We start from the raw sequence: 26,345 nt of genomic DNA, 5'->3' as shown, positions 1-26,345 counted from the left end.
CACACGAACCGGAGGAGAACATCATCAATACCGCTACCGCAGTGGAGATCCTGGCCGAGCGTTCCACCACGACGACGTCGGTGGGGATCATCGGCTACATCATCATCGGCGGCCTCGCCGGCTGGTTGGCCAGCAAGTTCATGGGTACCGACAAGCAGATGGGAATCGTCCTCAACGTCATCGTCGGCGTGATCGGCGCGTTCCTGGGCGGATTCCTGCTCAGCTTTGCGTTCGACACGGCGAGCGGCGGATGGTTCTTCACGTTCCTCACCGCCCTCATCGGGTCGGTCATCCTGCTCTACATCGTCAAGCTCGTGAAGCGCTGATCGACGATCACCGGTATCGCCCCACGCGTCGCGAGGTGACGCGTGCCGGGTGAACCCGAGCGCACCGACGACGGCCGCCACATCATCGTGGGCGGCCGTCGTTGGCGTGCGACCGATCCACTCATCCCCGACGACCGCAACGCCGAGCTCCGGTCGATCCTGATGGCCTGGCGTCGCGACGTGCGTCGCACCCAGGGCGCACCCGAATCACGTGCCGGGGTGCAGGCCGCGAAGGTCGCGCTCGGTGAGCGTGGAACGCCGTGGTGGGAGCAGACCGACGACGAACGTCGCGCGCGGTGGGAGACCGACGTCCCCCGTCCCCCTCAGACCTGAACGGGCCCTTTCGAGAGCCATGCTGTGGCCGCCTTGGCCGCACGCTTGAGCGCCGAACGCTCCCCCACGTAATCGGCGGCGGCCCCCACGACCGGAACCGCACTGAGCATCTTCGACAGCCGTCCCGGCGCCGGACGCCGTTTGGCCTCACCGACCACAGCACGCAGCAGTTTCGCGGTGGTCCACACCCGTGCCACCACGTCCCGCGCCGACCACGATCGTGGCGACCGAGCCGGTGAGTCCGCCGGCTCCGCGGCGGCCTTCTCCGACGCCTCCGTACGAATCGCGGCGGTGTCGACCGTTCGTCCGCACAGCACGGATGCGAGCAGGTCGGTCTGGCGCGACCTGTCGGTCACGTCGTGCACCCGCGCGATCGCGCACAGCACGAAAGCCTGCTGGGTGAACCCGAGGACGTCCTGGATCGGCAGACGATCCGAGGCGGCGCCGAACACCCCCGGATACGCGACGAGCACCGACGTCAGGGCGCCGACACGCGAGACCCACCAGTCCGACCGTTCGTCGACGGAGAGTCCCTGCCATTTCTCGGATCCGGGCGCCGACGCCTTGTTGGTCACCCACGACAACGAGTCGGCAGCCGCCGCGATCGCCCTGTCGGAGAACGACGGATCAGCGTCGGTTCCGACGGAGTCGTCGCCGTCGTCGTCCGAGCGCAGACGTTCGTTGCCGGTGAACGGGTCGTCGTGTTCCAGGGCATCGAGTACCGGCCCGATGAGACCTGTTGCCCGGTACAGGATGTCGACGAGTTCGGCGTCACCGAGTGGCTTCGCCATGTCAGCGCCGACCGTGACGAGGCTGCGCCGACGAACTCCGGGCGATCACTTCACCGCTCGGCGGACACGGATGGTCGCGCTGACGATGAGAGCGATCACAGCGCCGACCACAGCGGCCCCGAGCAGCGCGACGCCGACCCCGAGATCGAAGTCGAAGCTGATGAACTCGATGCGGGTGTGATCGGTGTTCTGGAGCACGAAGACAACCAGGGCGACGATCAGCACCAGGCCGATCACCAGGGTGATCTTCGAGAGGACGGATCCGGAACGGCGGGCCGGGGTGGAGGTGTTCATGGTGATTCCTGTCGGTGATGGGTGATGTCGCTCAACGAGATTCGTCGAACACGACTCGGTGGAGACCTGCCGCGACGAGCGCGCCGAGGAGGGGGAAGACGATGAAGGCCCACAGTTGGGACAGCGCGAGATCGCCGGCGAACAGCGCCGGGCCGATCGAGCGCGCCGGGTTGACCGACGTGGAGTCGATACCGATCGCGATCAGGTGCAGCACGGTCAGGGTGAGTCCGATGGGGACACCGACCGCGGTGGACGACGGCGCCGAACGTGCGGTCACCGCGAGCACGACGAAGACCAGGATGGCGGTGGCCACCATCTCGATGATCGCGACCGGGACCAGTCCGTAGCCACCCTTCGACGCCGACCCGAAACCGTTGGTGCCCAACCCGTCGGCGTCGACGGAGTAGCCGGGACGTCCCGAGGCGATGACCAGGACGAGTGCGGCACCGATGATCGCGCCCAGGACCTGGGCCGCCACGTAGGCGAGAGCCCGCCGAACCTCGATGCGACCCGACACCAACACTCCGAGGGTGACTGCCGGGTTGACGTGGCAGCCCGAGATCGGTCCGATGGCGAAGACGAGCGCGAGGAGCGTCAGCCCGAACGCGAGCGCGATCCCCACGGTGCCCACGGTGTCGCCGGCCAGCACGGCTGTTCCCACGCCTCCGATGACGAGCACAGCCGTGCCCACGCCCTCGGCGATGCCGGCGCGGGTCAGGGATGCCTCGCTCATCGGGAGCGCTCGCGTCCCTGTCGCCGCTCGTCGAGCTTGCGCTTGAGCACGCCCCAGGTCACGCGACCCAGACCTGCATAGAGACGGCTGGCGAGACTGCGTTGTCCACTCATGATGTCCACTCCAATGTGTTCGGCGCACGACAGATCGGCCGGGCGCGGATGCGTCGGCTGTGGTCGTGCGGATGTGATGGGCGTCGCGAACGACGACTACGGGACGGGCGTACTCACCGTCGCGGAGGAAAACGGATCCGGTTGGGCGCGAAGTGCGCCCAACCGGCTCACGCAGGTGTTACTTGAAGGTGTCCTTGATGTTCTCGCCGACCTTCTTGACGCCGGCCTTGCCCTGGTCGCCCTTGCCCTCGGCCTCGAGGTCCTTGTTGTCGGTCACGTCACCGACGACCTCCTTGGCCTTGCCGATCGCGTCTTCTGCAGCGTTCTTGGCCTTGTCGACGAAGCTCATGTGTTTCTCCTTGTGTGCGGTCGTGTGTTCGTGGAGGTAGTCGGGCGGACGCACCGGATGTGCACGCTCGAGGTGACGTGAGGTGCATCACACACGAGCGTGGGGGAACTCAGTCCGCGGTCGCGCTCGCCTCGGCGATGATCTCGGCGGCGATGTCGCGCACACGTCGGTTGGTGTTCTGCGATTGCGCGCGCAGGACACCGAACGCCTGCTCGGCGTCCACCCCGTGGCGACCCATGATGATCCCCTTGGCCTGCTCGATCGGCGCACGATTGTTCAGGGCCGCCCGAAGGGCGTCGGCCACCTCGAGCGCGGATTTGAACCGCGCGAAGTCGCTGATGGCCCGCGACACCGTCGTCGTCAGCAGCTCGATGATGTCGGCGTCGAGGGAGTCGAACGCCGACGATTCCCGGCCGTACAGATTGAGGGCGCCCAGCGGCTGATCCGGTGCCGCCAGCGCGGCGGCGAGGAAGGAGTGGATGTTCTCCTCGGCGGCCGCCTGCGCGAAATCAGGCCACAGCTGCACGCTCGCGTCGACGTCGACGAGCACGGTCTCGCCGGTGCGGGCGGCGTGGAGGCAGGGGCCGTCGTCGGCGTCGTACTGCCCCTGATCGACGCGCAGGGTCCGGGTGTCGGTGTGCACGGCGGTGTAGGTCCGACCGCCGAGCGCGATGGTGATGCTCGCGCACTCGGCCCCGTCGATCGCCTCGTGTGCGACATCGACCACCCGCTGGAGCAGGACGACGAGGTCGTCCTCGTCGGTGATGCTGCCCCCGAGGGCGACCAGCATGGTCGCCAACGTGGCCGGGCCGGCGTCGGATTCGGCGACCGCGCCTGCCACCTCGACCGCATGCTCGGTGGCGCCGTCCGGGGTGGCGGCGAGCAGTGACTCGCTCGTGCGCGGATCGGATGCGGGATCGTCGTGGACAGGTGCGTCGGTCATCTCGCTCCTCGCTCGGGCTGCGTCGTCACGGTACGGCTCAGGTCGACGTCGACGGTGTGGGTCAGCAGGTCGACCTGCGCCTCCCCCAACACGTCACGCACGACGGCGAGGACTACCCGGCGGACACGGTGCACCACCTCGCGGAGCTCGGCGTCGATGGTCCCGCGAAGGTCGATCTGTACCCCGGTGAGCTCGCGCCGGTCGATGTCGAGGCCCACGTGTGATGTCTCGTAGTCGGCATCCGCACGCAGCGCGCGGGTCAGCAGTGCGCGCATCGCCTGCTCACGAACGCTGAGGTCGCCGGGCACGCGCGACGACGATCCGGTGATGCGCAGCAGTCGGCCCGGCCGCGACGCGGCACGCACCTGCTCCCGGATCGTCTCGCTCACGGCGTCCCAGCCCGTCTCCGATCGCGACTGCAGGGCCGCGATGACCTCGCTCTTCGGGGGCACCGCTGGTCGTTCGGTCACTGCCGACTCCGCTCGGTCACTGCCACCTCCTCATGGATTCGCGCAACGCACCGCGAGCACGTGTGTAGTGACCGCGGGCCGCGCCCGCGCCGAGGGTGAGCACCTCGCCGATCTCCTGGTACGCCATCCCCTCCACCTCTCGCAGCAACCATGCCGCCCGCTGGCGCGGCGGCAACGTGGCCAGACTGGCCTCCAGCGCGTCGACGAACGCCTCGCCGGCAACCGACGGATACGGCAGCCCCAACGTCGACACCGCCGTGTGATCGTCGATGTCGTCGCCGATCGGCAGCGGTGCGCGCTTCCGGTAGGCGTCGGTGATCTTGCGGGAGCAGATGGCGAACAACCACGTCTGCACCGAACTGTCCCTGCGGAAGGTGTGCAGCCCGCGCCAGGCCGCGACGAACGAATCCTGTACGACTTCCTGCACGGTGCACTCGTCGGACAACATCCGTCGCGCGTAGCCGTGCAGACGGGGCCCGAACCGGGCGACGAGTACATCGAAGGCCTCGAGGTCCCCGCCGGAGGCCAGATCAACCAGGGACAGGTCGCCGAGATCGGTGAGAGCCTGACTCTCTGTACGCATCTGTTGACCCCACCCATTCGACGGCTCCGCTGAAGAAGCCATCACGTGGAAGAGGCACTCTTACAATAGTTTCTTCGCAACGTGCGTTGTCACGGAGGGGTGGATTCCGAAGTGCTTTTCATCACAGGACCTTGACGTGCGTTGCGTGGGTCTCGCACCGACAACAGACATGTCGGGCGATGCGGACGGCATCCGGCGCGACCTCATCCCGATGCGAGCGAGAGGCTCTCTCATGACCGATCCGATCACCAGGATCGCCGACGCGGTGCTTGCCGTGCCCGGCGTGACCGCCATCGGCGACGACCCCGATTCCCCGTCCGACCCGATCGACCCGGGTGGCTCGGGTATCGCAACGGACGGACCCAGCACGTCGGTCCACATCAGGGTTGCCGCGACGGCCTCGACGCGCGGTGTCGCCGAGCAGGTGCAGCAGGCCACGCACGACATCACCGGCGGCCGCGTCGATGTCACCGTCGAAGAGGTGCGATAGGTTCGCGCACAAAAAATCCCGATCCGCACCGTGGTGCGAATCGGGATCTTCTTCACTTGTAGCGGGGACAGGATTTGAACCTGCGACCTCTGGGTTATGAGCCCAGCGAGCTACCGAGCTGCTCCACCCCGCGTCGGGTGAACACAACGTTACACAGAGGGCCTCGATGTAGGCAAATCGATCCCTGACCAGCACCGACACGGGTGAACACCCACATCTGTCGGGCCCCGGGGACGAGAACGCCCGACCGGGATGTGTTCCCGGCCGGGCGATCTCGCGTTCGCTGCGGTCCTACTTCGGCAACGCCTCGTACTTGTCGGTTGCCGCCTTCAATCGGTCCAGTGCCGCACCGTAGGCACTGAAGTTGCCCGAACTCTGGGCGGCCGTCAGCGCCTCGATGGCCGAATTGAGTTCGGCCACCGCAGCATCGCGGTCAGCGGAGCTTCCCCCTGCACCGGGCGCTGCCGATGTGCTCGGTGCGGCCGACGTCGACGGTGCCGGTGTGGTCGGCACGGTCCCCTGTTGTGTGGGCTGCTGCCCATCGGTGGTCTGCGACGGGTTGGCCTGACCGTCCGGGGTGTTGTCCGGGACGGTCGCCGCAGCCGAGCTGATGCCCACCTGTGTCAACGCCTCGCCGATCGTCGGCGCGTACCCGACGGCAGGAACGTTCACGTTCGGACCCTTGTAGCGCACGATGACTCGGAACAGACGCGGGAAGGTCGCCTCTGTCCCCTTGGCCTGCGCGTACATCGGCACCACGTTGAGGATCCCGTTCTCTCCCACCGGCAGGGTCAACAGGTTGCCGAAGGTCACCGTCGCGGTGTTCTCCAGACTCTTGCGGTCTGCGGCCACCGGTCCGTCGGTCGACATCGCGTTGAACGCCTGTTTGGGGCCCTCACGCTGTGGCGTCGACGGCAACTCGCGCACGGTGAGCTTGCCGTAGGAGTCCGGCGCCGAGGACACCGTCAGATACGCCGCCAGGAACTCACGCCGCAACGCGTTCATCACGGTCGTCAGCTGGAACGACGGCTGACCGGTCGTCGGATCACCCGCCACGAAGTAGTACGGCGGCTGATCGAGCCCTGCGGTGACCGCGTCGGGATCGGTGGGATCGCTCGGCACCGACCAGAAGTCGTTGCCCTGGAAGAACACCTGCGGATCCTTGACGTGGTACTTCTCCAGCAGAGCGCGCTGGATCTTGAACAGGTCCTCCGGGTAGCGGATGTGATCCATCAGGCTGGTGTTCGCCGACAGCTCCGACTTCGGCTTGACCGTGCCGGGGAACACCTTCATCCAGGTCTTGAGAACTGGGTCCTTGTCGTCGAACTGGTACAGATCGACCTTGCCCGTGTAGGCGTCGACCGTGGCCTTCACCGAGTTGCGCACGTACGCGATCTGCTTGTTGACCTGGGTGCGCCCGGTCTGACCCTGATTGAGCTCCTGCGCATCGGTGGTCGCGTCCTGCAGCGACGTCTTCTGCGCGTACGGGTAGTCGTCGAGAGTGGTGTATCCGTCGACGATCCACTTGATCGACCCGTCCGCCATCACGGCCGGGTAGGTCTTGGAGTCGACGGTGAGCCACGGCGCGGCCTTCTTGACACGGTCACGAGGGTCGCGCTGGTAGATGATCTTCGAGTTCTTGTTGATCGCACCCGAGAGCAGGATGTTGCGCTCGGTGTACTTGATCGAATACGCGATGCGGTTGAAGATGTTGCCCAGCGGCACGCCGGCGTCACCGGAGTACGTGTAGCGCTTGGCCGCGGTGTCGTACTCGACCTCCTGGCCGTTGTCGGATCCGACGATTGCGTAGTCGGGGTTGACCTTCGAGATCAGTTCACCGAAGTAGATGCGCGGCTGCGTCACCTTGATCGGGGCGTTGGCCTTGTAGGCATCGGTCTGGTAGTTGTCCAGATCGCTCACATCGAAGTCGGGCTGACCTCCGTTGCTGACGTCGGTCTCCTTCGACGCCGCCTCGGCGACCCGGTTCGCCGGTGCGGCGACGAAACCGTTGCCGTGGGTGTACACCGTGTGCTTGTTGAGCCAGTTCTGCTGGTTGGCGGCGAACTTGGTCGGGTCGAGCTCGCGGACCGCGACCACGTAGTCGCGCAACTGGTTGTCGACGCGGTAGCGATCGACGGCCAACTGCGAGGGGTACCCGTAGAAGTTCTGCAACTGGGTCAGCTGCGTGAACGCGGGCGACACGATGTTCGGGTCGAGCAGGCGGATGTTCGACAGCGTCGCGGCATCGTTGTCCACCGACTGCTGGTTCAGGGTCCCCCCGGTCCAGTTGTCCTGATAGGTCACCTGGTCCTTGCCGATCCGGTACGCCGCCTCCGTCGCGTTGATGTTGCGCTGGATGTACTCGGACTCCTTCTGCGCCGCGTTCGGCTTGACCGAGAACTGCTCCATCGCCAGCGGCCAACCCACACCGATGACCAGCGCCGACAGCAGCATCAGCGCGGTGGCCAGGGCCGGGACGCGCAGATCGCGCAGCACGATGCCGGCGAAGAACGCCGCGGCACAGATCACCGCGATGGCCAGGAGGATCAGCTTCGACGGCAACACCGCGTTGATGTCGGTGTAGCCGGCGCCGGTGAAGATCTCCTGCTTACGGGTGCTCGAGAGCAGGGTGTATCGGTCGAACCAGTATGCAACGGCCTTGAGCAGCAGGAACAGTCCGGCGATGACGGCCAGCTGGATCCGGGCGGCCTTGGTCAGGGTGCCGTTGCGGCCGGCCAGCTGGATCCCGCCGAAGATGTAGTGCGTCAACAGGCTGACGATGAACGTGATCACCAGGATGACGAACAGGAAGTTCAGGACGAACCGGAAGAAGGGCAGATCGAAGGCGAAGAAGCTGATGTCGTAACCGAACTGCGGGTCACGCTCACCGAAGCTCTCGCCGTGCAGGAACGTCTGGACCGTGGCCCACGAGCCCTGGGCGACGAGTCCCGAGAGCAGACCGACGATCAGCGCGGGGACGATGGCGAACCACCGGATCCGGCTCATCACGACGGTGCGGTAGCGCGCGATGGGGTCGCCCGGCCCGGTGGTCGGGACGAAGACCGGCCGCGAGCGGTACGCCAGCGCCAGGCCGGCGAAGATGATGCCACCCGCGATCAACGCCACGACGAAGAACAGGATCACCCGCGTCCAGATGATCGTCGAGAACACATTGCTGTAGCCGATGTCGTCGAACCAGAGCAGGTCGGTGTAGAGCCCCACGAACCGTGGACCCACCAACAAGATGATCAGGACCGCGACCGCGACACCGATCAGGACCTTGCTTCGTCGCGACAGTGTCGGCATTCCTGCCGGACCCCGTACTCCCACTTCTCACGCTCCCATTTGTCGACCGACGCGAGACCACGCGGTCTTTTAACAACACTTTACTGACGAGAATCCCTACGACGCCCGACCGCACCCGGATGCAAGGATGGGATCCGTGACCGACCCGCAATTCCCGCCCTTGTCATCCGACGCCCTCGGCATCGCCGTACGCGAGGTCGTCGAGTTCGTCGACGCGAACGGTTGGGGTCAGCCTGCCACCCTTTTCGCGCTCGTACCGACGTCTGTGGTGGCCCAGACCCAACCCGATCTCGCCGACGCCCTCGAGGGCACCGAGCTCACCCTCATCGAGCAGGACCCGCTGCCGGTGTCCGTCGACAGCGGACTCACCGAACTCGAGTACGTCCTGGGCACCACCAGCTGGCCGTCCTCGGTCGCCGGGTGCGCCCTGGTCCAGGAGATCATCGTGCTGCCGCCCGAGGCGGAGACCGACCTCGACGAGGCGCTCGTCCCGTTGCTGGCCGATCCCGACGCCGCGGACTCGGCCGCCCGACAGGCCGCCGAGGAGCATCCGGAGTCGACCACCGGTCGCCTCGTGGCCGCGGTCCTGCGGGACGGTCAGTCGCTGAGTCTGCTGCAGCTGCAGCCGCCGCCCGGCTCCGACGACGACGGACCCATCGAACTGCTCGCCCATCCCGAGTTGGCACCCAACCTGCTGGCCGCGCTGGCGACGACCCTGGTCAACGACCCCGACGACTTCTGAGACGTCGACCGTCGCGGTAGGGCTCAACATCTCGGCGCATCCCCACCGGATCGGACCGCCGACAGCGCCGACATCGCGTCGTTCAGGGTGCCGACCTTGAGCAGCGTCAGGCCGTCGGGGACATCCGAGCGCGCCTCCGCGCAGTTGCCCTCCGGGACCAGGAACTCGGTGGCGCCGGCCTCACGTGCGGCGCGGGTCTTGTGGGTGATCCCACCGATCTCGCCGACCTCGCCGTCGTCGGTGATCGTGCCGGTGCCTGCGATGAACCGCCCACCGGTCAGGTTCTCGTCGCCGAGTTTGTCGATGATCCCCAGCGTGAGCATGAGGCCGGCCGAGGGTCCGCCGATGTCGCCGACGTTGAAGCCGATCTTCAGCGACGGGTCGGCGTTGACCTCGGCGGGTGTGACGCCGAGATAGCCCTTGTCCTTCGCGTCGGGTCGGGCCCCGAGGGTGACCGTGCGTGCCTCGACCGGCGCGGGCTGCCCCGCGGGCACACTCGCCGCCCCGTTCGGCACACCGAGGACCACACGGGTCCCCGGCCGCAGGCCGGAGACCGCGGAGCGCAACTGCTCGGCCGTGGACACCGCGGCACCGTTGACGGTGACGACGCGGTCGCCGTCGCGGAGCACCCCGGCCGCCGGCCCCTTCGGGTCCACCGTGACCTCGAGGGCGACCGGGCGCTTGAGGTACTTCAGGGCCGCGACGGTGGCCGAGTCCTCGGATCCGGAGAACTGCGCGACGTCGTCCTTGCGGACCTCTTCGGTGCTCTTGTCCGGCGGGTAGACCTGCTCGCGCGGCTGCAGCGCATCGCGACCGGACAGCCACATGCCCATCGCCTGGAACAGGGTCAGCCCGTCGGTCACCGACACCGTCGTCAGGTTCAGATGACCGTCGGTCGGGCGCACCGGCGCACCGCTGATCATCACGACCTGCTTGTCCTCGATCGTGCCGAGGGTGTTCACCGTCGGACCCGGCCCGAGGCTCACGTAGGGCACACGCACGAACGCGCCGACCATCACCAACACGATGAGCAACGCCAGGGTGACCCCCAGGGTCACCATCCGCCGATTCGCGGGAACAACTCTCACGCGCACCACAGTAGAGGTCGGCGTCACCGGGCCCCTCTACGCGCGCGGTCGGAGGACGGTGACCTGGCCGGGGCGCGACAGCGACGGCGTGTGGATGGGCTTGCCCTCGGCGTTGCGGATGATCTGTCCTTCCAGCGCCACGAGGCACGCGGCGGCCGGACTCTGGTAGATCTTCGTCAGCACCGGCGTCAACGACGCCGCGAACTGTCCCTCGGCGGCGATGAACTGATCCCGGTACGGACCGTAGAACGGCAGGATCGCCTTGAGGATGATCGCGGTGGCGTCGGAGATGCGGTTCAGGATCGGGGTGATCCACGGCAGGTTCTGGTGGATCACCGGTTCGATTTCGGCGAGCACCGGACCGAACAGTTGCAGCGCGGGTTGCATGGCGGGGCCGAGGGCGAAGACCTCCGAGGAGAACGACCCGAACATCGGTGCCAGCTCGACGATCGACGACAGGCCCCCGGACTTGTCCGGCTTCGGGATACCGGGGCACGGCGGCTGCTCGGCGATCGGCGCGGTGGCGAATCCGGTTGCGTCGCCAACGGATCCGTTGCCGTCGATCGCGACCGAGCCACCGGGCGACGTACCGGGTGCGCCCGGCGTGCTGGGTGTCGACGGGGCGCCGGGTGCCGCCGGGGTACCGGGCAGCGTGACGCCCGCACCCGGGCTGATGGCGACGGCATCGGCAGGCGCGTTCGCGGCGGGGGCGGCCGGGGCTGCAGGTGCAGTCGATGTCGGGGCCGCCACCGAGGGACCGACCGCTCCGGGCGTGAGGGGTGCGACCGCCGCGGCGGGACGGTCGGCGGCAGGCACGGTCACCGCGACCCGGGTCCGGCCCGCGTCGGCGTACCAGGTCGCGGTCACCACCACGGCGAGGACGGTCAGCCCGGAGACCGCCCGCAGGATCCCGACCCCCACCGACCGTCGTTCACGGGGCGGTGTCACCGCCGGGAACTCATCGGTGGCGAGGGCGTCGGGTTCGAGTGATTCGTCGGGAGTCGGTGACACGGCAGTGCCTCTCGTGGGGATGCGGACGACCGGGGATCGCGGTCGGTGGTCAGGACGTGGGCGGTGCGGTCGACGGCGCGGCGGCGGACGGTTCGAAGGCGCCCTCGAGGTGCCAGACCCCGGTGAAACCGTTGAACGGCCCGCCGACGATGAGGCTGGTCCACTGCAGTTCGTAGGTCTTCGTGGAGCTGTCGTAGGTCCCGGTCGCCGACGGGCCCTGTCCCGGCGCCGCGGCGGACTGGCCGAGCCACTTCTGCGAGACGTAGTCCCACGCCTTCTCGGCCTGTTCGGCCCCGGGGACCTTGGGCCCGGCCTTCGCCGCGACCTTGGGAGCGCCCTGGTTGAACTCCTGGTTGTTCCAGGACGCCGCCCACGCGGTGAGGTTCGCGGTGAGCTTCCCGCCGTCGTTCTGCACGGTCGGCGCGACCACCGGATTGCGTGTCTGCGGGTCGACGGCGTTCGTCGAGACCCCGAATCCGACGCCGAAGAACTTGGTGGGCTTCATGATCGACCCGGCCAGCGAATCGCCGTCGGCGAATCCGGGTGTCGGTTCGGACTGTAAGGCCCCGGTGCGCAGACCGCCCTCGGTGCCCGGGGACAGCAGTGTCACCGAGCCGCCCTGGACCGGCGAGTCGCCGTTGGGCATGTACGGGCCCTTGTCGACGGTCCCACCGGGCTGGACCATCTTGAACCACGACCCGGTGATGGTGTCGCCGTTCGCCTTTCCGGGCTCAAGACGCAGCAGGCCGGTCAGCGCGCCCGACTCCGAGTGGGCCGTGTCGTCGGACCCACACGCGGCCAGTACGCCGGCGAGCAGTCCCAGGGCCAGCACGGCGCCGACGGTCGACCGAAGGGCCCGGCGGAACGGGTGCGCAGTCGTCGTTCGGTCAGATTTCATCGAATCGTCCTTCGTGCGTGTGTGTGTCGATCGATCTGGAACGGTCATCTCGCCCGCCGCCCGCGATGTGTGCCGACGGATCCGGCCGCGACGAGCGCCACAGCGACCCCGCCCGCACCGATGAGCACCCACGGCAGGGCGGCGAAGGTGCCGAACCCCAGCGACTCGGTGCGCGAGTTCAGCCGGGCGACGCCGGTGAAGTTCGAGATGTTGTCGTTCATGGTCCCGATGAGGCCGGCGAAGTCCGACGACATCCGCTGCCACCGGGTGCTGAGGTCGGAGACCACCGCGATGTCGGCGGTGATCTGCGCCCGCTGCGGCGACGTCGACGAGTCCCGGCGTACGTCGGCGAGGTATCGGCTGTCGATCTCACCGACCGCACCCACCAGCACCACGAAATACCCCTGGACGTCGCGCACCTTCTGCTGTGTCAGCACGGAGTCGAAGCGGGTGACCAGTGGGCCGGCGGCGCCGGCGTCGGCGACCATCGGGGTGAGCAGCGGTGTTGCGAGGAGCGAGACCGCGGCCACCGCTCCGACCACGGCGGCACCGATCGGTCGCCTGCCCGCGCGGGTGCGACGCCATCCCCAGATACCGGCGCCGAGCAGCACGAGACCGACACCGAGTGGGATGAACGGGATGGAGTCGAGCGGCTGCAGCTGCGACAGACGACGGTAATCGTCTCGTGCACCGTCGATCTCGGTCAGCATCCCGGTCATGTCGGTGTCGATCGAGGGGTATCGCTGCTGGAACTGTGCGATCTGCCGGTACTGCGCCGGGTCGGTTCCCAGGGCGGTGTCGATGCGGGTGGTCGCCGACCGCACGGCGTCGAGGCGGTGAAGGTCGGCGGTGAACCCGTCGAGGCGCTGCGAGGTCATGTACGGCGCGAAGTCGGCGATCATCGCCCTGCCCTGCGCGGCGGGATAGAACATCCCGCCCGCCAGCGGCGCCACCGCCAGGACGAGCCCGAGCAGCGTCGTCGCGATCCACGGCCATCGTCGACCGACCGGCTGGGCGTGGCCGGACGCGCTGCTCGTGGAACCGGACTCGACCCCCTCGGGCGGACCCGGGTACGTCGGCAGCGCGTCGTCGGGCGGCCTCTGCCCGGACGCAGGCACGACGCTCACTCGCTGCGGCGCCGGCGGACGAGGCGATCGGCGTTGGTCAGCACGGCGGTCGCGATGGCGGTGACCGCGACGAGCAGCGGCAGCAACCAGCGCGGTTGGCCGTCGGGATCCTCGACGCGGATGGCCTGCGCGGTCAGGGCCGGATCACCGGACGCGGAGACGGGCTGCGCCTCGGCGGGCGCGGGTTGGGCCGCCGCAGCCGGTGCGCGTCCGGGCGTGGGTGCGGCCGAGGGGGCAGGCGCACCGGGTGATGCGGCCGGGGCCGCAGGTGCCGCGGCCGCGGGTGTCCCGGCGGCCGGCGCCGACGACAGACCCGACCCCCGGTAGGTGCCCGCGAGATGCCACAGACCGGTGAAGTTGTTGAACGGGCCGCCGACGATCTGACTGGTCCATTCGATGACATAGGCGCCCGTGGACCGGTCGATGGTCCCGCGCACCGCCGACGTCTTGCCGGGCAGCGCTCCCCCGGGCTTGGGCGCGCCCTGGTTGAACACCTGCTTGTTCCAGGTGACCCCGAAGGCACTGAGATCACCGGTCAGCGCGGTCCCGTCGGCGCGCAACTGCGGCACCGAGGTGCCCTGGCCGGTCTGCGGGTCGGTGCCGTTGGTGGCCGTCGCGAAGCCGACGCCGTAGAACTTCACCGGCCGCGTGACGCTGCCGGACAGCGCGTTGCCGCTGCCGTCGAAGGCCTGCGCGGGCTGCGGCTGCAGACTGCCGCTGGTCAGGCCACCATCGCTGCCCGCCGAGAGTGGGGTGACCGTCTTGTCGCCGCAGCCGGAGTCGCTGTTGGACAGGAACGGCCCCGACGTGCCACCTGCGGGCAGGATCATCCGGAAGAACGAGCCGGTCACCGAGTTGCCCGAGCAGACTCCCCCGTCGATGCCGAACAGACCGTTGAGCGGGGTCGGGGCGGCCGACGCCGGGGCCGACACTGTCCCCGACGCGACCACGATCAGCGCCGTCGTCGCCACCAGCGCTCCCGCACCGCGGATCCGTGATCCCCACCTCGACGTACGCACTCCCGACACCGTCACGTTCAGCTCCAGACAACTCGGTGCGAGCGATCTCTCGCGCCGCACATTCGAGGGAAACCTACGCAGAACGACGAAAACGGAGAACGTTTGCGGTCAGGTCGGGTATAAGTCCGTCTGCACGCATCGACGGGGTCGCCGACGCGATCGCCGGGCACCACGTGGATCCGCTGACAGCGAAACCGCCTCCTCGCCCGCGCTGGCGGCCGCATCGGGGGCAGCCGCGCCGGTACCGTGGACGCCATGAATGACCTGCCCTTCGGTTTCAGCTCGGCCAGCGGTGACGACGACTCCTCACGGAAGCCCGATCGCGGTTCCGGTGACGGCTCGTCGGGCTCCGGTGCCGGCGGGTCGGACCCGTTCGGACTCGGTGGTCAGAACCCGTTCGGCGGTGGCGCCGGCGGCTTCGACCCCAACGCGCTCGGCCAGATGCTGTCGCAGCTGGGCTCGATGATCAGCGGGATGGGGTCCGGCGCCGGCTCGGGTGGGGGTGGCGGCCCGGTCAACTACGACGTGGCCACCAACCTCGCACGCCAGCAGATCGGGAACTTCGCGGTCCTCGACCCCAAGCAGATCGCCGCGGTCACCGACGCGGTGCATCTCGCCGAACTGTGGCTCGACGGGGTGACGACGCTGCCCGCCGGGGTGTCACGCTCGACCGCCTGGACACCGGTGCAGTGGCTCGAGGAGACGCTGCCGGTGTGGAAGCGGCTGTGTGATCCGGTGGCGGCGCAGATCGCGGGCACCTGGGCGTCGGGGTTGCCCGAGGAGGCCCAGCAGTTCGCCGGCCCGATGATGGGCATGCTCTCGCAGATGGGCGGGATGGCGTTCGGCACCCAGCTCGGCCAGGGACTCGGCCAGCTCGGTAAAGAGGTCCTCAGCTCCACCGACATCGGGTTGCCGTTGGCACCCGAGGGCACCGCGGTCCTGCTGCCCGAGGCGATCGCGGCCTTCGCCGACGGACTCGAGCAGCCGGCCCAGGAGATCATCGTCTTCCTCGCCGCGCGCGAGGCGGCCCATGTCCGACTGTTCACCCACGTGCCGTGGTTGCGTCAGCGGCTGCTCGCGACGGTCGAGGAGTACGCGCGCGGCATCACGATGGACTTCTCCGGGATCCAGGAGGCGGCCGCGGGCATCGACCCCACCGAGCTGCTGTCCAACCCGTCGAAGATCGAGGAGCTCATGGCGTCGGGGACGTCGTTCGAGCCGACCACCACCGCCGAGCAGAAGGCGGCGCTCGCACGCCTGGAGACCATGCTCGCACTCATCGAGGGTTGGGTCGAACACGTTGTCGCCAAGGCACTCTCGGATCGCATCCCGAGTGCGGGCGCCCTCGCCGAGACGATGCGGCGCAGGCGCGCCACCGGCGGCCCGGCCGAGCAGACCTTCGCCACCCTGGTGGGCCTGGAACTGCGTCCGCGCAAACTCCGCGAGGCCGCCGACCTGTGGGAGAAACTCCTCGCGAGCAGCGACGTCAGCACACGGGACGGCGTGTGGGCCCACCCGGACCTGATGCCCGATTCCGACGACGTCGACAATCCCTCCGCCTTCATCGACCGGGTGATCGGCGGCGACGTCAGCTCGTTCGACGACCCCATCGCCGAGCTGGAGAAGACGATGGCCGCCGAGGCCGCCGAGAAGAAGGCGTCACTCGAGAAGAATCCGCCCAACGACGACTCCGACGGCGACGGGCCGGCCGATCCCGATGAGGGCGACAGCAAGGCCTGAGCCGAGATTTCCGTTTGCGTCGGGAACGGCGCAGGTCAGCGCGGCCTCCTGGCTGTGCACAACGTCGTCTGCGACCCCTGACGCCGGGTGATGTGGTGCGATCCTGTCCGGCATGGCCAGAACCGATCTCGCCCCCATGCTGCGATCCGGGCTCGCGATCGCCCATCGCGGCAACGGCCGCATCCAGATCGGGTGCGATCCCGACCGCGGCGTGGTCGTCGACCTGCCACCGGCGATCCGCTCCGAGGACTTCGTCGGCTTCCTGCGATTTCTCGGATCGCCCCGTCGCGGCGCCGAGATCGCCGTCGAAGCCGCGCGAATCGGGTTGTCCGACAACGACGTGGCGTCGCTCATGCAGTGTCTGCGGCAGGCCGACGCACTGTGCGTCCGCGACGCCGACAGCGGCCTACGGGTGCGTGTGCACGGGAAAGGCCCCCTGGCGGCGCGTATGACGACGCTGCTGCGCGACGCCGGGATGGCGGTCGCCGAATCCACCCAGCGCCCCCGCGCCGCGCGGGCCGACGGCGGCGAGCCGCTGCGCGGATGGACCTCGGATCTGGTGGTGCTCACCGACTTCCTCGCCCACGATCCCGCGATCCTGGCCGGGCTGATGATGCGACGGATTCCCCACCTACCGGTGCGCCTCCGTGACGGCACCGGCCTCGTCGGCCCACTGGTCCTGCCCGGGCTGAGCAGTTGCCTGCGCTGCGTCGACCACCACCGCGCCGACCGTGACCCGGGGTGGCCCCTGGTGGCCGGCCAGATAATCGGGCAGACAGGGCATGCGAGTGCCGCGACCATGACCGCCACGGCGGCGCTGGCCATGGAACAGGTGGAGCAGATCCAGGCGGGTCTGCGCGCGCTCACCGAGGGGACCGCGCGGACGTCTCCACAGACCGTCGACCACACACTCGAATACCTCCCCCAGCCTGCTCGGCTGCGTGTTCGGCGGTGGACGCCGCACCCGCTCTGCAGTTGTCTCTTTCGTCGGTGAACTATCGTGGAGTCGACCGGAAGGGATTGGCCTATGGCGGATATCACGGAGGGACGCGGGCGACGCAACGCGAAGCTCGCGGCGCTGCCCTTGGGCATGGCGGGTCGGGCGGCAGCCGGGTTCGGCAAGCGTCTCGCGGGTGGGGACAAGGACGAGATCAACCAAGAGTTCATGGAGAAGGCCGCCGAACAACTGTTCGCCGTTCTCGGAGAGCTCAAGGGCGGCGCCATGAAGGTGGGCCAGGCCCTGTCGGTGATGGAGGCCGCGATTCCCGACGAGTTCGGCGAACCGTTCCGCGAGGCCCTCACCAAGTTGCAGGCCGAGGCGCCACCGATGTCGGCCAAGCGGGTCCATCAGGTCCTCGACGCCCAGCTCGGCACCAAGTGGCGCGAGCGGTTCCGGGAGTTCTCCGACACCCCCGCCGCCTCGGCGAGCATCGGGCAGGTGCACCGGGGTGTCTGGTCGGATGGCCGCGAGGTCGCGATCAAGGTGCAGTACCCGGGCGCCGACCACGCGTTGCGTGCCGATCTGAAGACGCTGTCGCGGATGTCGAGTCTGATGCAGCGCATGTCGCCGGGCACCGACGTGCGGGCGCTGATGGACGAGTTGATCGCGCGCACCGAGGACGAGCTGAACTACCTCGGCGAGGCCGACAATCAACGTGCCTTCGCCGCCGAGTTCGACGGCGATCCCGATTTCCTGGTGCCGAAGATCGTGGCCAGCGCCCCGAAGGTCGTCGTCAGCGAGTGGATCACCGGCACACCGCTGTCACAGATCATCGCCTCGGGCACCCAGGCCCAGCGAGACGATGCGGCCACCAAGCTGGCCACGTTCGAGGTGTCCTCGCCTGCGCGGGTCGGCCTGTTGCACGGCGACCCCCACCCCGGCAACTTCCAGATCCTCGACGACGGCCGGCTCGCGGTCTTCGACTTCGGCGCGGTCGGGCACTATCCGGGCGGACTGCCGCCCGCCACCGGCCCGATCCTGCGTCTGGCGCGCAACCACGACTACCCGGCGCTCATCGAGAAGATGATCGAGGCGAAGTTCATCCTCGAGCGCAACCGCGAACGGGTCAGTGCCGAGGACATCGAGTCCTACCTGCGCACCTACGTCGACCCGCTGACCTCGGAGTCGTTCCACTTCACCCGGAAGTGGCTGCAGCGCGCCGTCGGTAAGGCGACCGACCTCAAGGGCGACGTCTACCGGACCTCGCGCCACCTGAACGTCCCGCCGGAGTACGTCATGGTGTTCCGGGTACTCGGCGGATGCGTCGGAATCGCCGCGCAACTCGACGCCGAGGCCCCGTACAGCTCGATCATGGAGCGCTGGGTTCCCGGACTGGCCGACTAGGCCACGGGTCTACCAGCGGCCGTCAACGACGAAACCGCCGCCTGAGCGACTGGCTCAGACGGCGGTTTCTCGCCTGTCGGGTACTGCTCCGGGCAGAGAACCCTCTGCGCGGGGTCATGCTGCGACCGGGTGCTTACGCGGCCGCCCCCTCGGGCGCTTGCGGGCGATGACGGTCCCCTGATCGAGGATCTCGCCACCCCACACGCCCCACGGCTCGGCGCGCTCGAGCGCGGCGGCCAGGCACTCGCGCCGCAGCGGGCACTGCGTGCACAGCGCCTTGGCCTGCTCGAGTTCGGTCGGGTTCTCGGCGAACCAGAGGTCGGGGTCGGCCACCCGGCAGGGCAGCGTGCTCTGGTCCGCCGGGGTACAGGAGTCCTCGGCGGAGAGAGCGGACAGGTCGTCGGTGGTGATCGATACGGTCAACGGTGTGGCCGGCGCGGTCATGTCGGTTCCTCCACATTGGGTGCGAAATGGTCGGGTGGTCTGTACAAACCCGGACTTCGCTTGTGTGGATCAGACGAATACACAAGAGAGGCCACGGGTTTCGCGTCTGCGATTCACCGTGGCCTCGAAAGCTCGTGCGCTGGAACTCAGCTCAGCTGTCGATGTCGTACGGGAACCGCATTGCGGTGGGCTCGTGCCGGGGCGGACGCGGGAGTGGCGGCTGCGAAGTACAGCTGGGCTGTCGCTTCGAGCGTGGGCGCCACGGGCTCAGCAAAGCTGAATCCCCAGGAATGGACCCGGCGCGTACGCGCAGCAGCTGCCAAAGGCATGCCTGCCGTCTCGATGACGATTGCGTTGTTCACTGGTCCACTCCTCTCTGCTCCGATATGACACGAGTCGTCCTCGCCGAAGCGAGGTGTTCCCGTACTGACATCAAGGAGCTTACGAGATCGTTCGCTGATCGCACAACCTATTTATGACCTGCGGTTTCGATCTCTCTCCGGGGCGGGTCAGCCCCCGGTGGAGGCGACCAGTCCGAGCAGCATCTCGCCGTACTGGTCGAGCTTCTTCGCGCCGATACCGGGGATGGCCACGAGCGCGGCCACGTCGTCAGGCCGCTGCTCGGCTATCGCGATGAGCGTGTTGTCCGAGAAGACCACGAACGCAGGCACTTTCTGCTCCTTGGCCTGCTCGCTGCGCCACTCCTTGAGAGCGATGAACAGGTCCTCGTCGAGGTTGCTCGGGCAGCTCTCACACCGCCCGAGCAGCGATGCGGTCTTGCCCAGCAACTGCTTTCCGCACACGCGACACTGCGGGCGCTTGCGGGTCTTCTTCGGTTCGGCGATCCGCGACGCCGGTGAGTCGTCGGGGACGAGGTCGATCAGGAACCGGGACCGGCGCCGACCTCGTCGGCCGCCCTCGGCCCGCGCCAACGCCCAGGACAGGTGCAGGTGCTCGCGCGCGCGGGTGATGCCGACGTAGAACAACCGTCGTTCTTCCTCGACGTCCTCATCGGACCCGTTGATGGCCTGGTTGATCGGCAGCGACCCGTCGACGACGCCGACGAGGAACACCGCATCCCACTCGAGACCCTTGGCCGCGTGCAGCGAGGACAGGGTCACGCCCTGCACGGTCGGTGGGTGCCGTGCCTGCGAGCGGGCCGCCAGCTCCGCCGACAACTCCCCCAGGCCGATGCCCGGACTGTCGACGAGCAGGTCCTCGGACAACGTGACCAGCGCACGCAGCGACTCCCACCGCTGGCGGGCCTGCGTACCGGCCGGCTCCTCGTCGCTCAGACCGATCGGCCCCAGGATGGCCTTGAGCAGGGTCGGCAGGTCAGCGTCGTCGGGGAGGTCGGTGCGGGCGGCGGCCTGCGCGATCGAGCGCATGGCCTGACGGATCTCGGTGCGTTGGAAGAACGCCTCACCGCCGCGCACCTGATACGGGATGCCCGCCGCGGTCAGTGCGTCCTCATGGGCCTGTGCCTGCGCGTTGACGCGGTAGAGGATCGCTATCTCCGCCGCCGGGATGCCCTGCGCGATCAGTCGCTTGATGCGGGCGGTGACCGCGGTGGCCTCCGCGGGCTCGTCGTCGTACTCGGCGAACACCGGCTCGGGACCGGACGGCCGCTGTCCGATGAGCTTGAGCCGGGTGCCTGCCACCCGGCCGCGGGCGGCACCGATCGCACGGTTGGCGAGGCCGACCACCTCCGGGGTGGACCGGTAGTCCCGCTCGAGTCGCACCATCGCCGCCTCGGGGAAGCGCCGCGAGAAATCCAGCAGGTAGCGGGGGCTCGCCCCGGTGAAGGTGTAGATCGTCTGGTTCGCGTCGCCGACCACAGTCAGGTCGTCGCGGTTGCCGAGCCACGCGTCGAGCAGGCTCTGCTGGGCCGGCGTGACGTCCTGGTACTCGTCGACGACGAAGCAGCGGTAGCGGTCGCGGAACTCCTCGGCGAGCTGCGGGTGACCGGCGAGGATCCCGGTCGTCACCAGAAGGAGGTCGTCGAAGTCGAGGAGCTGATCGCCGTCCGCGGAGATCTTGGCCGCCTCGTAGGCGCCGTAGACCGCGGCGACCTTCTCGGCCGGGAACGGGGTCTCGCGGCGCCGTGTGGTGACCTCCTCGACGTAGTCGTCGACGCCGATCAGCGAGGCCTTGGCCCATTCGATCTCCGACGACAGGTCCCGCAGGGTCTCGGTGGAGGTGTCGAGGCCGGACCGGCGGGCCGCCCGGGAGACGACCGGGAACTTGTTGTCGAGCAGTTCCCACCGGCTCGAGCCGATCGCCTGGGGCCAGAAGTACCGGAGCTGGCGCATGGCCGAGGCGTGGAACGTCATCGCCTGCACGGTGTTGCCCGACCCCGCCAGCCCCAGCGAGCGGAGGCGGCCACGCATCTCACCTGCGGCGCGAGCGGTGAAGGTGACCGCGAGGACCTGACTGCCGCGGACGTGCTCCTCGTTGACCAGGTGCGCGATGCGACGGGTGATGGTGCGGGTCTTGCCGGTGCCCGCCCCCGCCAGGACACAGACGGGTCCGCGGGGTGCGAGGACCGCGGCCTGTTGATCGGGGTCCAGGCCCTCCAGGAGGTGCATCCCTCCAGTATCCCGAAGAGGTGCGACAGACATGGTTCGGGGAACAATTCGGGGGCGCGGGGACGTTGGCCCCACCATGAGCACCGATACCGCCCTCACCATGTACACCACCTCGTGGTGCGGCTTCTGCGCACGTCTGAAGACCGGCCTGCGCAGCGAGGGAATCGAATGGACCGAGATCGACATCGAGCGTGAGCCGTCGGCTGCCGAGTTCGTCGGCAGCGTCAACAACGGCAACCATGTGGTCCCGACCGTCGTCTACGCCGACGGCAGCACCGCCACCAACCCGTCGGTGCGCGACGTCAAGGCCAAGCTCGGCGTCTGACCCCCGCCGGTCGGGGGGACTAGTCCCTGTCGTGCGCCCAGGCCGTCACGAGCTGTCGAGCGATCGAGATCGAGCCCGGCAGGCGTAGGCGCGGGGCGTCCGGACCGTCGTCGGTCTGCGGCGTCCCGTCGCCACGCAGCCACTCGTTGCCGCTACGCAACGCGGCCAGGACCTCGTCACGCGGGAACCAGATCGCCTCGGTGATCTCGCCGTCGATGAAGTCCAACGGCTGATCGCGGTCGGCGCGTGCCTCGAAGCCCAGCATCAGCGACCGCGGGAACGGCCACGGCTGGCTGCCGAGGTAGCGGGGCTCGAACACATCGAGCCCGGTCTCCTCGTGCAACTCACGGATGACGCACTGCTCCAACGACTCCCCCGGCTCCACGAACCCCGCGAAGGTGGAGAACCACCGGTCCGGCCACCCGGACTGTCGGCCGAGCAGGACATGGTCGGCGCCGTCGTGGACCACGGTGATGATCGCCGCGTCGGTGCGCGGGAACTCCTCGACGCCGGTCTGGGTGTTGCGCCGAACCCAGCCTGCTCGAGCCGGCTCGGTCGGATTGCCGTCGACCGGCGAGAAGCCCGCCGCCGCATGCCAGTTCAGTACGCCGAGTGCCGTGCTCACCAGACCGGCCTCGTCGCCGGTGAGTCGACCGGCGCTGCTCCGGGCATCGGCACTGCGACCGGAGATCGCCTCGACCCGGACCGCCCAGAGATGGACGCCGTCGAGGATTCCGAGGAACACCGCGTGCGACGGGATCGACTCGGCGACATCGGTGGCCGCGATCCAGTTCAGGCCGTTCTCGCCGACCCCGTATCGGCCGCCGTTGTCGATCTCGAGAACGCGAGCCTGCGGCCAGTGCGACGCGAGCAGGGCGCCGTCGTGGCGGATCTCGTCGGCCCGATCGATGGTCGACCGGGACAGCAGCGGAGGTTCGATGAACTCAAAAGTGGCCACTCCGACGAGCTTAGTGATCGTTGGCGAGTGCTCAGGCGGCGGACTCGTCGGTGCGACGCCACCGGCGGGCGTAGTCATCGACACGGCGCTGACCGGTCCGCTCCGCGATGGCGTGCATCAGAGCGTCGGTGGCGGCACGGATCCCGGCCGCGTCCGCGGACAGGCCCGACAGATCCAGCGACGGCAGGAACTCAACCCGCACCCGTTCGCGACGACGCAGCCCACGCCACGGAGCGGTCCCGGTGATCGCGACCGGGACCAGCGGGGCACCGGTCAGCAGCGCGACCCGCACCGCGCCGGTGCGCCCCCGGTACATCGCACCGTCCGGCGAGCGGGTGCCCTCCGGGTGGATCCCCCATGCCCCGTCACGCCGTAGGACCTCGATCGCGGCCTGCACCGCCGGATGGGCGGAATCGCCGCCCTCGCGGTTCACCGGGATCTGCCCGGTGGCCGACATGAACCCGCGCACGATCCATCCACGTGGGCCGCGCGCATCGAAGTACTCGTCTTTCGCGAGGAAGTGCACGCACCGACGCGCGGCGAGCGCGAGGTGCAGTGAATCGACCGCAGCCAGGTGATTCGCGGCAAGGATCACCGCCCCGCGGTGCGGGACATGGTGTCGGCCAACGATCTCCGGGCGGTCGACGACGCGCAGCACCGGACCGATGAGCGCTACCCGACACAGGAGTTGGACCGCGGCGGCGAGTGACATAGACAGTGTCTACCACCGGTTGGTAGACACTGTCCACATGCCCGACCACCCGACCCGCGCAGCCCTGGTCCGTGCGGGAGTGGAGCTGCTGGAGGAGACCGGGTCCGCGGATGTGGGCCTGCGCGAGATCGCACGTCGCGCCGGCGTCTCCCACGGCGCGCCACGGCGATGGTTCCCGACCCACCGGTCACTGCTGTCCGCCGTGGCCGCGGTCGGACTCGGCGATCTCGCCGCGGTGGTCACGTCCGCGGCGGACGGCAGCCGAGCGCCCGTACGCGATGCGGCCCTGGCCTACATCGCTTTCGCGGTCGACCGCCCCGCGATGTTCACGCTGGTGTTCCGACACGACCTGCTCGACGGCGGTGGATCCGATCTACGCGCCACGTCGCAGCCGTTGATGGAGTGGTTCCGCGACCTCGTCGACGTTCCCGACCAGGGCGACCGCGAGATCCGGGCGGCGACGCTGTGGACCAGCGTGCACGGCATCGCGGTCCTCGCGAGCACCGGCGCACTCGCACTGGCCAGTCCGACCACCGTGCCCGCCGACCTCGTCGACGCGGCGATCGCGTCGACGGTCGCCGGGACGCGGCGATCGGATCAGGCCGGTCCCTTGCGCACGTAGAGCAGGCGGTCGCCGTCCTCGATCGCGTCGACCGCACTGGCGTCGACACGGTGCAGCGTGCCCCCGCGGACCACGCCCAGCACGATGTCGGTGAGGTGTTGCGGCGACGCACCGAGTTCGTCGCGTTCGACGTCGCGCTCGGCGATGGCGAATCCCTCGTCCGGCGTGAGCAGGTCCTCGATGATCTCGACGACGGCCGGGGTCGAGGTCGCCAGACCCAGGAGGCGTCCGGCGGTCTCCGACGAGACGATGACCGAGTCGGCGCCGGACTGGCGGATCAGGTGGGTGTTTTCCGCCTCGCGGATGGACGCGACGATCTTCGCGTTCGGAGCGAGCTCGCGTGCGGTCAGCGTCGCGAGGACCGCGGTGTCGTCACGGTTGGTGGCGACGACGATCGCCGACGCGTGCTGGGTCCCCGCGAGTCGGAGGACGTCGGAGCGGGTGGCGTCGCCGCGCACGGTCACCAACCCCTTCGCGGCGGCGTTCTCGAGAACGGTCGGATTGGAGTCGACCACGACGATCTCCGACGGCTTGGTCCCGTCCTCGACCATCGCGGCCACGGCGGTCTTGCCCTTGGTGCCGTATCCGACGACGACAGTGTGGTTGCGCACCTTGCTCCTCCAACGCTGGATCTTGAGTGCCTGCCGGGACCGCTCGGTGAGCACCTCGAGGGTGGTACCGACCAACACGATCAGGAACATCACGCGCAGTGGCGTGATGACCAGGACGTTGATCAGCCTCGCCTCCGGCGCGAACGGGGTGATGTCGCCGTAGCCGGTCGTCGACAGCGACACCGTCGCGTAGTACAGACAGTCCAGGAACGACAGCTCGTTGTCCTGGACGTCGCGGTAGCCACCACGGTCGAGGTAGACGATGAACACCGCGGCGAACAGCGCGCCGAGCGCGATGAGCACCCGCTTGCTGATCGCGCGCCCCGGGCTCGACTGCATCTCGGGGATGCGGACGACACCGACCAGCGCGTGGTCGGGCATGGAGGTGAGTTCGTCAGGACGGAGTCGTCGACGCAATGGTCCGGGCATCGAGGGGACTGTATCCCGCTGCGAGCGCGGGCGACGAACATCGGCCGGGAGAAATGTTCACCCGCACAGCGGTACGCCATGGCGTCGGTGGTTCATAGTGATGTCCATGGCGACAATCCTGGAGAAGAATTCCTTGGTCCGGCGCGTTCGGGCCGCTCGTGACGACGCGTCCCGCGAGGCCACGGTGATGGGCGCGGGCCTGATCACCATGGGCGTGCTGCACTTCGTGGTCCCCGGCCCGTTCGACGCGCAGATCCCCCGGGAGATCCCGGGCGAGCCCCGCACCCTGACCTACGCCTCCGGCGTCGCCGAGGCGGCCATCGGCGCCGGTCTGCTCATCCCGCGCACCCGCAAGCCCGCGGCGGCGGCGGCCATCGCGCTGTTCGTCGCGGTGTACCCCGCCAACCTCAACATGGTCCGGATCTACTGGGACAAGCCGTTGATCCGCGCCGGGGCGATCGCGCGACTCCCCTTCCAGATCCCGATGATCACCACCGCACTGAAGATCTGGCGCCGGACCCCCTAGCCGCCACGGCGTTCACACCAGCGGCGGACTCAGGCGCGCGAAGCCCTCCTGCCGCCGGTACGGGAAGTACGGATAGGCGGCATCGCGCTCGCTCACGACGTCGAGCCGAGCGATCTGCTCGGCGTCCAGAACCCATCCGACGCTCGAGAGGTTGTCGCGCAGTTGCGCTTCGGTGCGGGCACCGATGATCACGCTCGACACCGTCGGTCGGCGCAGCAGCCAGTTGACCGCCACCTGCGGGACGGTCCGACCGGTCTCGCGGGCGATCTCGACGAGGACCTCGACCACGTCGAAGAGGGTCTCGTCGTCGACCGGCGGCCCGGCGTCGGAGGTGACATGGAGCCTGCTGTCGGGCGGAAGATCGCCACCGCGACGGATCCGGCCGGTCAGCCGCCCCCAGCCCAGCGGGCTCCACACGATGGCCCCGACC

General features: G+C 68.7%; 29 protein-coding genes and 1 tRNA gene. 10 read left to right on the top strand and 20 right to left on the bottom strand.

Annotated elements, in window-relative coordinates:
- The first annotated feature begins 23 nt into the window (after window positions 1-23).
- Together JHC79_RS13770 and JHC79_RS13765 are read left to right on the top strand one after the other, a co-directional pair.
- Window positions 24-326: a GlsB/YeaQ/YmgE family stress response membrane protein gene (locus tag JHC79_RS13770; protein ID WP_253662796.1), complete on the top strand. Its 303-nt coding sequence runs from the start codon at window positions 24-26 to the stop codon at window positions 324-326.
- A gap of 42 nt (window positions 327-368) precedes the next feature.
- Window positions 369-659 carry a hypothetical protein gene (locus JHC79_RS13765; protein WP_296391688.1) on the top strand — a complete coding sequence of 97 codons (291 nt, stop codon included), beginning with the start codon at window positions 369-371 and terminating at the stop codon, window positions 657-659.
- Here JHC79_RS13765 and JHC79_RS13760 read toward each other — a convergent pair.
- The 7 genes from JHC79_RS13760 to JHC79_RS13730 all read right to left on the bottom strand — a co-directional run bounded on the left by JHC79_RS13760 (window position 650) and on the right by JHC79_RS13730 (window position 4,935).
- Window positions 650-1,450 carry a hypothetical protein gene (locus JHC79_RS13760; RefSeq protein WP_296391685.1) on the bottom strand — a complete coding sequence of 267 codons (801 nt, stop codon included), beginning with the start codon at window positions 1,448-1,450 and terminating at the stop codon, window positions 650-652. The two genes, JHC79_RS13765 and JHC79_RS13760, sit on opposite strands and share 10 nt — an antisense overlap.
- Window positions 1,451-1,495: 45 nt before the next feature.
- Window positions 1,496-1,744, bottom strand: a complete 249-nt coding sequence (locus tag JHC79_RS13755; protein ID WP_296391683.1) for a DUF1049 domain-containing protein — start codon at window positions 1,742-1,744, stop codon at window positions 1,496-1,498.
- A 31-nt stretch (window positions 1,745-1,775) separates the two neighbouring features.
- Window positions 1,776-2,477 (bottom strand): aquaporin, encoded by a 702-nt coding sequence (locus JHC79_RS13750; RefSeq protein WP_296391681.1) that lies wholly within the window; start codon window positions 2,475-2,477, stop codon window positions 1,776-1,778.
- 291 nt (window positions 2,478-2,768) lie between these two features.
- The gene (locus JHC79_RS13745; RefSeq protein ID WP_188489563.1) at window positions 2,769-2,939 is read right to left on the bottom strand and encodes a CsbD family protein; all 171 of its coding nucleotides are present in this window, start codon (window positions 2,937-2,939) and stop codon (window positions 2,769-2,771) included.
- Window positions 2,940-3,048: 109 nt separating this feature from the next.
- The gene (locus JHC79_RS13740; protein WP_296391679.1) at window positions 3,049-3,882 is read right to left on the bottom strand and encodes a GAF and ANTAR domain-containing protein; all 834 of its coding nucleotides are present in this window, start codon (window positions 3,880-3,882) and stop codon (window positions 3,049-3,051) included.
- Complete coding sequence (locus JHC79_RS13735) at window positions 3,879-4,352, bottom strand: hypothetical protein (RefSeq protein WP_296391676.1); 474 nt, start codon at window positions 4,350-4,352, stop codon at window positions 3,879-3,881. The genes JHC79_RS13740 and JHC79_RS13735 overlap by 4 nt, the downstream gene beginning before the upstream one ends.
- Window positions 4,353-4,368: 16 nt before the next feature.
- The gene (locus JHC79_RS13730) at window positions 4,369-4,935 is read right to left on the bottom strand and encodes an RNA polymerase sigma factor (protein ID WP_296391674.1); all 567 of its coding nucleotides are present in this window, start codon (window positions 4,933-4,935) and stop codon (window positions 4,369-4,371) included.
- 232 nt (window positions 4,936-5,167) lie between these two features.
- On the opposite strand from JHC79_RS13730, the gene JHC79_RS13725 reads away from it, so the two are divergent.
- Window positions 5,168-5,425, top strand: coding sequence for a hypothetical protein (locus JHC79_RS13725; protein WP_296391673.1), 258 nt, complete (start codon window positions 5,168-5,170; stop codon window positions 5,423-5,425).
- Between the two features lie 59 nt (window positions 5,426-5,484).
- Here JHC79_RS13725 and JHC79_RS13720 read toward each other — a convergent pair.
- Window positions 5,485-5,558 (bottom strand) — tRNA-Met (locus JHC79_RS13720).
- A gap of 158 nt (window positions 5,559-5,716) precedes the next feature.
- Window positions 5,717-8,755, bottom strand: coding sequence for a UPF0182 family protein (locus JHC79_RS13715; protein WP_296391671.1), 3,039 nt, complete (start codon window positions 8,753-8,755; stop codon window positions 5,717-5,719).
- Between the two features lie 103 nt (window positions 8,756-8,858).
- Here JHC79_RS13715 and JHC79_RS13710 point away from each other — a divergent pair, with 103 nt between their 5' ends.
- Window positions 8,859-9,473, top strand: a complete 615-nt coding sequence (locus tag JHC79_RS13710; protein ID WP_296391669.1) for a PPA1309 family protein — start codon at window positions 8,859-8,861, stop codon at window positions 9,471-9,473.
- Between the two features lie 23 nt (window positions 9,474-9,496).
- Here the strand turns inward: JHC79_RS13710 and JHC79_RS13705 are convergent, their stop codons facing one another.
- From JHC79_RS13705 to JHC79_RS13685, 5 genes are all read right to left on the bottom strand, one after another.
- Window positions 9,497-10,534: a PDZ domain-containing protein gene (locus JHC79_RS13705; protein ID WP_296391707.1), complete on the bottom strand. Its 1,038-nt coding sequence runs from the start codon at window positions 10,532-10,534 to the stop codon at window positions 9,497-9,499.
- Between the two features lie 63 nt (window positions 10,535-10,597).
- Window positions 10,598-11,572 carry a hypothetical protein gene (locus JHC79_RS13700; protein WP_296391666.1) on the bottom strand — a complete coding sequence of 325 codons (975 nt, stop codon included), beginning with the start codon at window positions 11,570-11,572 and terminating at the stop codon, window positions 10,598-10,600.
- 49 nt (window positions 11,573-11,621) lie between these two features.
- Window positions 11,622-12,470: a hypothetical protein gene (locus JHC79_RS13695; RefSeq protein ID WP_296391664.1), complete on the bottom strand. Its 849-nt coding sequence runs from the start codon at window positions 12,468-12,470 to the stop codon at window positions 11,622-11,624.
- Between the two features lie 44 nt (window positions 12,471-12,514).
- Window positions 12,515-13,588: a hypothetical protein gene (locus JHC79_RS13690; protein WP_296391662.1), complete on the bottom strand. Its 1,074-nt coding sequence runs from the start codon at window positions 13,586-13,588 to the stop codon at window positions 12,515-12,517.
- Between the two features lie 5 nt (window positions 13,589-13,593).
- Window positions 13,594-14,571, bottom strand: coding sequence for a hypothetical protein (locus JHC79_RS13685; protein WP_296391705.1), 978 nt, complete (start codon window positions 14,569-14,571; stop codon window positions 13,594-13,596).
- Between the two features lie 300 nt (window positions 14,572-14,871).
- Here JHC79_RS13685 and JHC79_RS13680 point away from each other — a divergent pair, with 300 nt between their 5' ends.
- From JHC79_RS13680 to JHC79_RS13670, 3 genes are all read left to right on the top strand, one after another.
- Window positions 14,872-16,356 carry a zinc-dependent metalloprotease gene (locus JHC79_RS13680; RefSeq protein WP_296391660.1) on the top strand — a complete coding sequence of 495 codons (1,485 nt, stop codon included), beginning with the start codon at window positions 14,872-14,874 and terminating at the stop codon, window positions 16,354-16,356.
- A gap of 112 nt (window positions 16,357-16,468) precedes the next feature.
- A complete protein-coding gene (locus JHC79_RS13675; RefSeq protein ID WP_296391658.1) occupies window positions 16,469-17,350 on the top strand; it encodes a hypothetical protein in 882 nt (293 codons plus the stop codon).
- Between the two features lie 33 nt (window positions 17,351-17,383).
- Window positions 17,384-18,700, top strand: coding sequence for an AarF/UbiB family protein (locus JHC79_RS13670; RefSeq protein WP_296391657.1), 1,317 nt, complete (start codon window positions 17,384-17,386; stop codon window positions 18,698-18,700).
- Between the two features lie 114 nt (window positions 18,701-18,814).
- On the opposite strand, the gene JHC79_RS13665 is transcribed toward JHC79_RS13670, so the two are convergent.
- Together JHC79_RS13665 and JHC79_RS13660 are read right to left on the bottom strand one after the other, a co-directional pair.
- Window positions 18,815-19,144 (bottom strand): WhiB family transcriptional regulator, encoded by a 330-nt coding sequence (locus tag JHC79_RS13665; RefSeq protein ID WP_296391655.1) that lies wholly within the window; start codon window positions 19,142-19,144, stop codon window positions 18,815-18,817.
- 509 nt (window positions 19,145-19,653) lie between these two features.
- A complete protein-coding gene (locus JHC79_RS13660; protein ID WP_296391654.1) occupies window positions 19,654-21,732 on the bottom strand; it encodes an ATP-dependent DNA helicase UvrD2 in 2,079 nt (692 codons plus the stop codon).
- A gap of 76 nt (window positions 21,733-21,808) precedes the next feature.
- On the opposite strand from JHC79_RS13660, the gene JHC79_RS13655 reads away from it, so the two are divergent.
- Window positions 21,809-22,057 (top strand): mycoredoxin, encoded by a 249-nt coding sequence (locus JHC79_RS13655; protein WP_188489539.1) that lies wholly within the window; start codon window positions 21,809-21,811, stop codon window positions 22,055-22,057.
- Window positions 22,058-22,076: 19 nt separating this feature from the next.
- On the opposite strand, the gene nudC is transcribed toward JHC79_RS13655, so the two are convergent.
- Both nudC and JHC79_RS13645 read right to left on the bottom strand, forming a co-directional pair.
- Window positions 22,077-23,015, bottom strand: coding sequence for an NAD(+) diphosphatase (nudC, locus tag JHC79_RS13650; protein WP_296391651.1), 939 nt, complete (start codon window positions 23,013-23,015; stop codon window positions 22,077-22,079).
- A gap of 31 nt (window positions 23,016-23,046) precedes the next feature.
- A complete protein-coding gene (locus tag JHC79_RS13645; protein ID WP_296391649.1) occupies window positions 23,047-23,727 on the bottom strand; it encodes a lysophospholipid acyltransferase family protein in 681 nt (226 codons plus the stop codon).
- Between the two features lie 37 nt (window positions 23,728-23,764).
- Between JHC79_RS13645 and JHC79_RS13640 the strand changes: the two genes are divergently transcribed.
- Complete coding sequence (locus JHC79_RS13640; protein WP_296391647.1) at window positions 23,765-24,349, top strand: TetR/AcrR family transcriptional regulator; 585 nt, start codon at window positions 23,765-23,767, stop codon at window positions 24,347-24,349.
- Here JHC79_RS13640 and JHC79_RS13635 read toward each other — a convergent pair.
- Window positions 24,325-25,389 (bottom strand): TrkA family potassium uptake protein, encoded by a 1,065-nt coding sequence (locus JHC79_RS13635; protein ID WP_296391645.1) that lies wholly within the window; start codon window positions 25,387-25,389, stop codon window positions 24,325-24,327. The two genes, JHC79_RS13640 and JHC79_RS13635, sit on opposite strands and share 25 nt — an antisense overlap.
- Window positions 25,390-25,576: 187 nt before the next feature.
- On the opposite strand from JHC79_RS13635, the gene JHC79_RS13630 reads away from it, so the two are divergent.
- Window positions 25,577-25,915: a DoxX-like family protein gene (locus JHC79_RS13630; protein ID WP_296391703.1), complete on the top strand. Its 339-nt coding sequence runs from the start codon at window positions 25,577-25,579 to the stop codon at window positions 25,913-25,915.
- Window positions 25,916-25,927: 12 nt separating this feature from the next.
- On the opposite strand, the gene JHC79_RS13625 is transcribed toward JHC79_RS13630, so the two are convergent.
- Window positions 25,928-26,345: aldo/keto reductase (locus JHC79_RS13625; protein ID WP_296391643.1), on the bottom strand; the 418-nt coding region annotated here is incomplete at its 5' end.

This window comes from Williamsia sp. (assembly GCF_016462415.1).
Classification (GTDB): Bacteria; Actinomycetota; Actinomycetes; order Mycobacteriales; family Mycobacteriaceae; genus Williamsia_A.
Note: the sequence above shows the minus strand (reverse complement) of the source record. Positions and strands in the feature narration are given on the sequence as shown.